This is a genomic window from Microbacterium helvum, assembly GCF_014779795.1.
Taxonomy (GTDB): domain Bacteria; phylum Actinomycetota; class Actinomycetes; order Actinomycetales; family Microbacteriaceae; genus Microbacterium; species Microbacterium helvum.
In genome coordinates this window covers 190,158-197,578 of the sequence record NZ_JACXZS010000011.1, presented here as the reverse complement: position 1 = coordinate 197,578, position 7,421 = coordinate 190,158, and the positions used below count along the sequence as shown (strand labels likewise).

Here is a 7,421-nt window from a genome sequence, read left to right as displayed (position 1 = left end):
CGAACCCGGAAGCTAAGCCTCTCAGCGCCGATGGTACTGCAGGGGGGACCCTGTGGGAGAGTAGGACACCGCCGGACACCCATTCACGGAATGGCCACCCAACACTGGGTGGCCATTCCGCGTTAACCGCCCTTGCCCCTCGGGTATTTTTGAACCTGGTGCAACGACAGGAGGGCGACGATGCCGGACTTCGACCCCGTCGACGCGCGCATCCGTGGCGAAGGCGACTCCGCCGCCCTCGGGCTCGTCGCGATCGTCGGCGATGGCCGCATGGGCCGTGCTCTTGCGGCGGCCCTTCGCGATGCAGGCGTCGACGCCCGCGGTCCGCTCGGGCGCGGAGCCTCGGCTGAGGGGGCGCAGGTCGTGCTGCTGGCAGTGCCCGACGCCGAGATCGGCAGGGCTGCGGCATCCCTCGTTCCCGGCGCGATCGTGGGGCACGTGTCGGGCGCCACCACGCTGGTTCCGTTGGCGCCGCATGAGGCGTTCGGACTGCACCCGCTGATGACCGTGACGAGCGGGGACGCGCGGTTCGCCGGCACGCCGGCGGCCGTCTCAGGCACCAGCGCGCGGGCTCTCGCGACGGCGCATGCTCTCGCATCCGCGCTCGGCCTGCGGCCGTTCGAGATCGCCGACCGTGATCGCGCGGCCTACCATGCCGCAGCGTCCATCGCCTCGAACTTCCTGGTGACGCTGGAGTGCTTCGCCGCCGACCTGGCGGCGACTGCCGGCATCCCGCGAGACGCACTCGCACCGCTCGTCACGGCGACCGTTCAGAACTGGCAGTCGTCGGGTGCCGCGGCGCTCACCGGTCCGATCGCTCGCGGCGACGACGACACGGTGGAGCGTCAGCGGGCCGCGGTCGCCGAGAGGCTGCCGCACCGTGTGGCCCTCTTCGACGCGCTGACCGATGCGACGCGCGACCTGGCCCTCGTCGCACGGAGGACCGCACCGTGATCGTCGTCCGCACCGTCTCCGACCTGCGCGCGGCGCTGCGCCCGCTCCGCACGGGAACCGTCGGTCTCGTGCCCACGATGGGTGCGCTGCACGAGGGGCACGCGACGCTGCTGCGCGCGGCCCGTGCTGCGGACGCGACCGTCGTCATGTCGCTGTTCGTCAATCCGACGCAGTTCGACGAGCAGTCCGATCTTGCGGCGTACCCGCGCACCGAACCGGGCGACCTCGCTCTCGCCGAGGCCGCGGGCGTCGACATCGTGTTCGCGCCGGACGCCGCCGAGATGTATCCCCGCGGCTTCGTCACGACGGTCTCGGTCTCGGGGATCGTGGCCGAGACCCTCGAAGGCGCCGAGCGCGGGCGCTCCCACTTCGACGGGGTGGCGACAGTGGTGACGAAGCTGCTGCTGGCGGCGCTGCCCGATCATGCGTACTTCGGTGCCAAGGACGCCCAGCAGGTCGCGGTCATCCGGCGGCTCGTCGCCGATCTCGGGATCCCCGTCGAGCTGGTCGTGTGCCCGACGTCGCGCGATGCCGACGGACTCGCCCGTTCGAGCCGCAACACGCGGCTTTCGCCCGACGAGCGGGCACGGGCGGTGGCGATCCCCGCCACTCTCGAGGCCATCCGTCTCGCCGTCCAGCGCCTCCGGGCGCCGGACGGCGAGCCCCCGGGCATTCCGGGGGTGCTCGGCGACGACCCCTTCGGCGCGCTGGAGAGCTGGGCCGTCGCCGGACTCGAGACCGCCGGCATCCATCCGGAGTACGTGGCGTTCGTCGACCCGGTCACGTTCGCCGCCGTCCATGACGTCACGCAGCCAGTGCTCGTCGCGATCGCCGCGCGCGTCGGCGCGACCCGGCTCATCGACAACATCGTCCTAGGAGGTGCGTGATGCGCGCGAAGGTCACACTGCAGCGGCTCGCCGAGATGAAGGCCCGGCGCGAGCCGATCGTCATGGTCACGGCCTACGACTACCCGACGGGCCGCACGGCCGAGCAGGCCGAGGTCGATATGGTGCTCGTCGGCGACTCGGGAGCGCAGGTCGTGCTCGGCCACGACTCCACCGTGGCGGTCACCGTCGACGAGATGCTCGTGCTCGCCGGCGCGGTGCGCCGCGGCGTGCGCACTGCGTTCGTCGTCGCCGACCTGCCGTTCGGCTCGACCGAGGTGTCGGACGAACAGGCCGTCGCCACCGCGGTGCGGTTCGTCAAAGAGGCCGGTGCCGACGCGGTCAAGCTCGAAGGCGGGGGCGAGGCCCGGCTCTCGCGCATCCGCGCGATCGCGGAAGCCGGCATCCCCGTCGTCGCGCACGTCGGCCTCACACCGCAGACCGCGGTCGCCCTCGGCGGGCTGCGGGCGCAAGGCCGGACGGCCGAGTCCGCAGCGCGCATCGTGCGCGAGGCTCTGGCCGTGCAGGACGCCGGTGCGAGCATCGTCGTGATCGAGGCCGTGCCGGCCGAGGTGGCGGCAGTCGTGCTGCCTCACCTGCAGATCCCGGTGATCGGCATCGGCGCGGGACCCGCCGACGGGCAGGTGCTCGTCGTCCACGATCTGCTGGGCATCACCGAGGGCAAGACCGCCGCTTTCGTCAAACGCTACGGCGCGATCGGCCCCGACATGGTCGCGGGTGTCGCGGCGTACGCGCGCGAGGTGCGCGGCGGTGTCTTCCCGGGAGCCGAGCACGTGTACTCGGCCACCGAGGCCGCAGTGGATGCGGCACGTGCCGCGCTCGACGATCGCGACGCGTGAGAGCGGCGAGCAGAACCCAGGACGCGCTGGATGCCGCGGCCGCCGGCATCCCGGATCTCTAGGCCGCGCCCCACAGTCGGAGCTTGCCGGGATTGCGCACCGCCCAGATGCGCACAACACGGCCGCCGGCGACCTCGAAGGCGGCGACCGTCGCCGCGACTCCGGCGCGCTCGGCGACGAGGCCCGGCAGACCGTTGACGGACTGTTCGCGCAGCTCGAGCCCCGGCGCCTGCGCCGAGACGGCGGCGACGTACCGGGCTACCGCTTCGGCACCGTGAATCGGGCGGAGCGCGGCGCCGACGAGGCCGCCGCCGTCGGCGACCAGCGTCACGTCGGGATCGAGGATGCCGACGAGCTCGCCGATGTCGCCCGACTCCCACGCCAGCCGCAGCCGGCGGACCACGTCGGTGTGATCCGCCGTTGCGGCGACCGGCGGGCCGTCGGCTCGCAGACGGCGGCGGGCGGAGGACGCGAGCTGACGGGCGGCGGCAGGGCTGCGCTCCAGGATCCCGGCGATCTCGGTGAACGAGAACGCGAACACGTCATGCAGCACGAACGCCACCCGCTCGGCCGGCGTCATCGACTCGAGCATCGTGAGGAACGCGATCGAAAGCGACTCATCGCGCACCGCCTGCTCGGCGGGATCCGACGCGTCGCCGACGACGAGCGCGGACGCGACCTCGTGCGGCAGCGGCTCGGGCAGCCATTCCCCGACGTACCTCTCGCGGCGCGCACGCACCGATCGCAGCAGGTCGAGGCACAGCCGTCCGACGACGGTGGTGAGCCACGCCTCGGGGGAGCGGATCGCCGAGCGCACGTCGGTGTCGAGAGCGAACCAACGCGCGAAGGCATCCTGGGTCACGTCTTCGGCGTCGGTCCACGAGCCGGTGAGCCGGTATGCGAGCCCGGTCAGCCGGCGCCGCTCGTGGACGAACAGGTCGGTGTCGGGGAGGGGCACGCGTCCATTCTGCGAGACCGCCTCACATTTCGAGGCGCCATCTCGTCATTCCGATGACGAACCCTTCGAGGAGGCCCTCCATGTCCGCACCCCGCACGCTTGCTCCCGCATACCGCACAGCCCTCCGCAGCGTGATCACCCTGCAGACCGCGGTGACGTTCGCGGCCGCGATCGCGGCCGGCCTGCTGCTGTCGATACCCGGAGGCAAGGCGATGCACAGCGCGACCTCGTACACGTTGTTCGTGGTCGCGGTGGTCCACGTCGTGATCGCCGTCCTCGCCTGGCGGCCGGGCGGCGGGCCAGGCGGTCCCGCCGTGTCCGCTCTGCTGTTCCTGATCGGCGTATCGGGTCAGGTCGCCCTCGGCCTCGCACATCTGAAGGCGTTCCACGTGCCGATGGGGGTGCTTCTGTTCGGATTCACCGTCCTGCAGTGCGCGTGGGTGTGGACCGCTCGGCCCGTTGCGGCGCCGGTGCGCGCGGGGTGAGGCGAATGGATGCCGCCCACGCCGGCTTGCGGCATCCCCATAGCTTGTACTGCCTAGCCGATACAACTTGTGCTAGAACAGAGACACAAGTTGGGAGGTCACATGGTGCATCATTTCGGCTGGACGCCGCTCGATCTCGTGGGCGCGGCGTTCTCGCTGCCGCTCGTGTCGCTCGGCATCGCTGCCCTGATCGTCGCCGGCGCGAAGACCTTCTCCCGCGGCCGGGGCGGGTCGCCTGTTGAGGCGACGGGAATCGCCGCGGCGCGGTATGCGTCGGAACAGCGAGTCGCCGGCGTCGTCGCGGTGGCGGTGCTCGTCCTGTTCGCGGCGCAGGATCTGACCCTGGGCTACGTCGTGAACCTCTCGGGGACTATCACATGGTGGCGGTTTGCCATGCCTCTCGTCTGGACGGGCCTCGGGATCGTCGTCGTGTGGGCCGTTGTTCTCGTGCACGGGACGACGCGGCCCGAGTCGCCGGTGCTGTCGGGAACGCGGCGCACCTGGCTCGGCTTCGGACCTCGTGCCGGTCTCGTCGGCGCGGGTATGGCGCTCGCCGCGCTCGTGGTGACGACGTTCACGGCGGGGTCGGCATCGACACCGGACGGCGAGGGCCACTACGTGTGGCTTGTGATCCCGGTTCCGAACGAGGCGCAGATCGACCCCATCCGCATCGTCTTCTACGGATGGGCGTACGGCGTGCCGGTGCTCCTCGGCGCGGCGGCTCTCGTGCTCGCGACGTGGGCGGCGTTGCGCGGAAACGCCGTGCGTCCGTACCTGCGGCCCGACACGGTCTCGGCGGAGGGCGCGGCGCGACGTACGCTCGCCAGCAGCATCGTGCGTCTGGCGACGGCGGGGACGTTGCTCGCGCTCGCTGGTGCGTGGCGCCTCATCGGCGACGCGGGTTCGGTGGGGAGCCTCACGATCCTCGGCGTGAACGACGACCAGCCGTACGAAGTCGCGTGGCGCCACGCCGAGTTCGCTCTCGCCGCCCGATGGGGGGCTCCGGTGCTGGAGATCGCCGCCTTCGTCCTGCTGCTGCTCGTAGCGTTGCGGCTGCTGCGCGCCCGCCGCGTGACGCCTGGGGGCGACGGAGCAGTGCCGGCGCCGGTCGCCGCCGAGGTCGTGCGATGACGACGCAGCCGATCCTCGCGGCGGACGAGGCAAGCCCCGCGCTCGACATCTACCGCCAGTTCCGCGGGCTGATCGTATCGGGCCAGCTCGGCGCGAACGAACGCCTGCCCACCGTTCGCCAGACCGCGAGCGACCTCGGCGTTGCGCCCGGCACCGCCGCCCGCGCCTACAAGCTGCTCGAGCAGGACGGCCTCGTCGTCACCCGAACCGCCGCCGGCACGCGCGTCGCGGCGTCCGCGGCGGTGCTTCCAGGACCCGTGCTGCGCCGCATCCGCGATCTGGTCGGCGAGGCGGTGTCGGTCGGCGCCGAGCCTGATGACGTCGTCGACGTGCTGCGGCTCGTGTGGCGCGCAAACGTCGGTGCGGCCTGAGTCCAGGGCGGGAAGCGGATGCCGGGGCGCTCTGTCGTCGCCGTTCGCGATCTACGGATGTCGGTGGTTCATGCTAGGCGTGGAGCCGAATAAAACGCAGATCAAGCGTTGAAAAAGTCTTGCACGCCGTAGATCTGTTCGATAGTCTGTGTGCATGACCGATCCCTTCGCAGGCGTAGACGCAGCACTCGCTGCCGCCCGCGCCGCGTGGGTATCGGCGCACACCGGCGAGACGCTTGCCGACGGGGTGGAGGGGGCTCCCCTCGCAGCGTTGAATGCTGCGATGGGGGCGCTGCGCCGTCACGTCGAGGCGGTGCACTCTGAGGTCGCTGCCGAGGTGGCGCGGGCGTCCCGAGTCGAGCTGGGCAACGCCGGGCTGGCGAAGAAGCAGGGGTTCCGCACGCCGGCATCGATGATCGCCGCATCGACCGGCGTGAGCGTCGGCGACGCCGCGCGCCTGGTGGCCGTCGGCGAAGCGACGGCGCCACGCATCACGCTGACCGGTGCCGATGCGCCTGCGAAGCATCCCGACGTCGCGGCGGCGCTGAAGAGCGGGCGGTTGAGTGTTCCCGGGGCCGCGGCCATCGTCGGTCTGCTGGATCGCGTCGCGCTCCGCGCGGAGCCGGCCGTCTTGGCGGATGCGGAGCGCACTCTGGTCGCGCAGGCGGCGGCGGGGCTCGGGCTCGATCAGCTGAACCGCATCCTCCAGCGCGCTGAGGCATGGCTGGATCCGGACGGCGTGGAGCCCCGCGAAGACGAGCTTCGCAAAGATCGCGCCGTGCACGTCCGGCGCGACCGTTCAGGTGCGATCGTGCTCAACGGTCGCTTCGACCCTGAGACCGGCGCGCCGATCGTCACCGCGATCGAGGCCATGGTCAGTGCGCAGTTGCGTGTCCGCGCGGACGCCGACACGCGTTCCGTCGTGGCCGAAGACGACCGGACGATCCCGCAGATGCAGGCTGACGCCTTGGCGGGGCTCTGTCGTCACGCGCTGGAATGCGACGCCCCAGACATTCCCACGGGCGGGGCGACGATAGTGGTGCGGATCGATCTGGATCAGCTGACCAGCGGTGACGGATTCGCCCTGATCGACGGCATCGACCAGCCGGTCTCGGTGGCGACCGTGCGGCGCATGGCCGCCGACGCGCGCATCATCCCGTGTGTGCTGGGCGGTGACAGCGAGATCCTCGACTTCGGGCGCACGCGGCGGCTCTTCTCCAACGCTCAGAAGTCCGCTCTCGTCGAACGCGACGGCGGGTGCGCCGGATGCGGTCTTCCGCCGGGCATGACGCAGGTGCACCACATCAGATGGTGGACCCGGGATGCCGGTCCCACTGACCTCGACAACGGCATCCTCTTGTGCGTCCGATGCCACCATCGCATCCATGACGACGGATGGGAGATCCGCATCGAAGGGACAGGCGTGCGAGCGAAGGTGTGGTTGATCCCGCCCGCCCATGTCGATCCCGCGAGGCGTCCACGATTGGGTGGGCGGGCACGGTACGACTACGCCCTGAGCGCCTGAGCGCCTGAGCGCCTGAGCGCCTGAGCGCCTGAGTGCGTTCAGCCCGAGAAGGCGAACCAGATCCCCACCGCGAGAGCGGCGAGGGCGACGAGCGAGAGCCCGACGATCACGCGGATCGCGACATCGGGCCATCGAAGGCGAACGTCGACGTCGATGACGCGGGGACGGGTCGCGGCGAACACCGCGACACTCAGGATCGCGAACGTGATCGCGAAAGCAAGGATCAGCATTCCTGGCACGGCACCTCCATTGG

9 protein-coding genes and 1 rRNA gene are annotated in these 7,421 nt (G+C 71.1%); 8 read left to right on the top strand and 2 right to left on the bottom strand.

Annotation, left to right across the window (positions count from 1 at the left end):
* The 4 genes from rrf to panB all read left to right on the top strand — a co-directional run.
* Positions 1-77 (top strand): 5S ribosomal RNA (gene rrf, locus IF188_RS16360); the annotation flags it as partial.
* Between the two features lie 103 nt (positions 78-180).
* A complete protein-coding gene (locus IF188_RS16355; protein WP_191172866.1) occupies positions 181-954 on the top strand; it encodes a Rossmann-like and DUF2520 domain-containing protein in 774 nt (257 codons plus the stop codon).
* Positions 951-1,841, top strand: a complete 891-nt coding sequence (panC, locus tag IF188_RS16350) for a pantoate--beta-alanine ligase (protein WP_191172865.1) — start codon at positions 951-953, stop codon at positions 1,839-1,841. Before IF188_RS16355 ends, panC begins: the two co-directional genes overlap by 4 nt.
* Positions 1,841-2,698, top strand: coding sequence for a 3-methyl-2-oxobutanoate hydroxymethyltransferase (panB, locus tag IF188_RS16345; protein ID WP_191172864.1), 858 nt, complete (start codon positions 1,841-1,843; stop codon positions 2,696-2,698). The genes panC and panB overlap by 1 nt, the downstream gene beginning before the upstream one ends.
* Before the next feature lie 58 nt (positions 2,699-2,756).
* Here panB and sigJ read toward each other — a convergent pair whose 3' ends face one another.
* Positions 2,757-3,656, bottom strand: a complete 900-nt coding sequence (gene sigJ / locus IF188_RS16340) for an RNA polymerase sigma factor SigJ (protein WP_318152909.1) — start codon at positions 3,654-3,656, stop codon at positions 2,757-2,759.
* A gap of 80 nt (positions 3,657-3,736) precedes the next feature.
* On the opposite strand from sigJ, the gene IF188_RS16335 reads away from it, so the two are divergent.
* From IF188_RS16335 to IF188_RS16320, 4 genes are all read left to right on the top strand, one after another.
* Positions 3,737-4,141 (top strand): hypothetical protein, encoded by a 405-nt coding sequence (locus IF188_RS16335; RefSeq protein WP_224751996.1) that lies wholly within the window; start codon positions 3,737-3,739, stop codon positions 4,139-4,141.
* Positions 4,142-4,243: 102 nt separating this feature from the next.
* The gene (locus IF188_RS16330; RefSeq protein ID WP_191172863.1) at positions 4,244-5,272 is read left to right on the top strand and encodes a hypothetical protein; all 1,029 of its coding nucleotides are present in this window, start codon (positions 4,244-4,246) and stop codon (positions 5,270-5,272) included.
* Positions 5,269-5,643 carry a GntR family transcriptional regulator gene (locus tag IF188_RS16325; protein ID WP_191172862.1) on the top strand — a complete coding sequence of 125 codons (375 nt, stop codon included), beginning with the start codon at positions 5,269-5,271 and terminating at the stop codon, positions 5,641-5,643. The genes IF188_RS16330 and IF188_RS16325 overlap by 4 nt, the downstream gene beginning before the upstream one ends.
* A 154-nt stretch (positions 5,644-5,797) precedes the next feature.
* Positions 5,798-7,168, top strand: coding sequence for an HNH endonuclease signature motif containing protein (locus tag IF188_RS16320; protein ID WP_191172861.1), 1,371 nt, complete (start codon positions 5,798-5,800; stop codon positions 7,166-7,168).
* A gap of 38 nt (positions 7,169-7,206) precedes the next feature.
* Here IF188_RS16320 and IF188_RS16315 read toward each other — a convergent pair whose 3' ends face one another.
* Positions 7,207-7,407 carry a hypothetical protein gene (locus IF188_RS16315; RefSeq protein WP_191172860.1) on the bottom strand — a complete coding sequence of 67 codons (201 nt, stop codon included), beginning with the start codon at positions 7,405-7,407 and terminating at the stop codon, positions 7,207-7,209.
* Positions 7,408-7,421 lie beyond the last annotated feature (14 nt).

What these genes read in the sequence shown, in the direction of transcription:
- IF188_RS16330 (WP_191172863.1), top strand. Translation starts at nt 4,244, where the DNA reads ATGGTGCATCATTTCGGCTGGACGCCGCTCGATCTCGTGGGCGCGGCG.
- IF188_RS16325 (WP_191172862.1), top strand. Translation starts at nt 5,269, where the DNA reads ATGACGACGCAGCCGATCCTCGCGGCGGACGAGGCAAGCCCCGCGCTC.
- IF188_RS16335 (WP_224751996.1), top strand. Translation starts at nt 3,737, where the DNA reads ATGTCCGCACCCCGCACGCTTGCTCCCGCATACCGCACAGCCCTCCGC.
- IF188_RS16320 (WP_191172861.1), top strand. Translation starts at nt 5,798, where the DNA reads ATGACCGATCCCTTCGCAGGCGTAGACGCAGCACTCGCTGCCGCCCGC.
- panB (WP_191172864.1), top strand. Translation starts at nt 1,841, where the DNA reads ATGCGCGCGAAGGTCACACTGCAGCGGCTCGCCGAGATGAAGGCCCGG.
- IF188_RS16355 (WP_191172866.1), top strand. Translation starts at nt 181, where the DNA reads ATGCCGGACTTCGACCCCGTCGACGCGCGCATCCGTGGCGAAGGCGAC.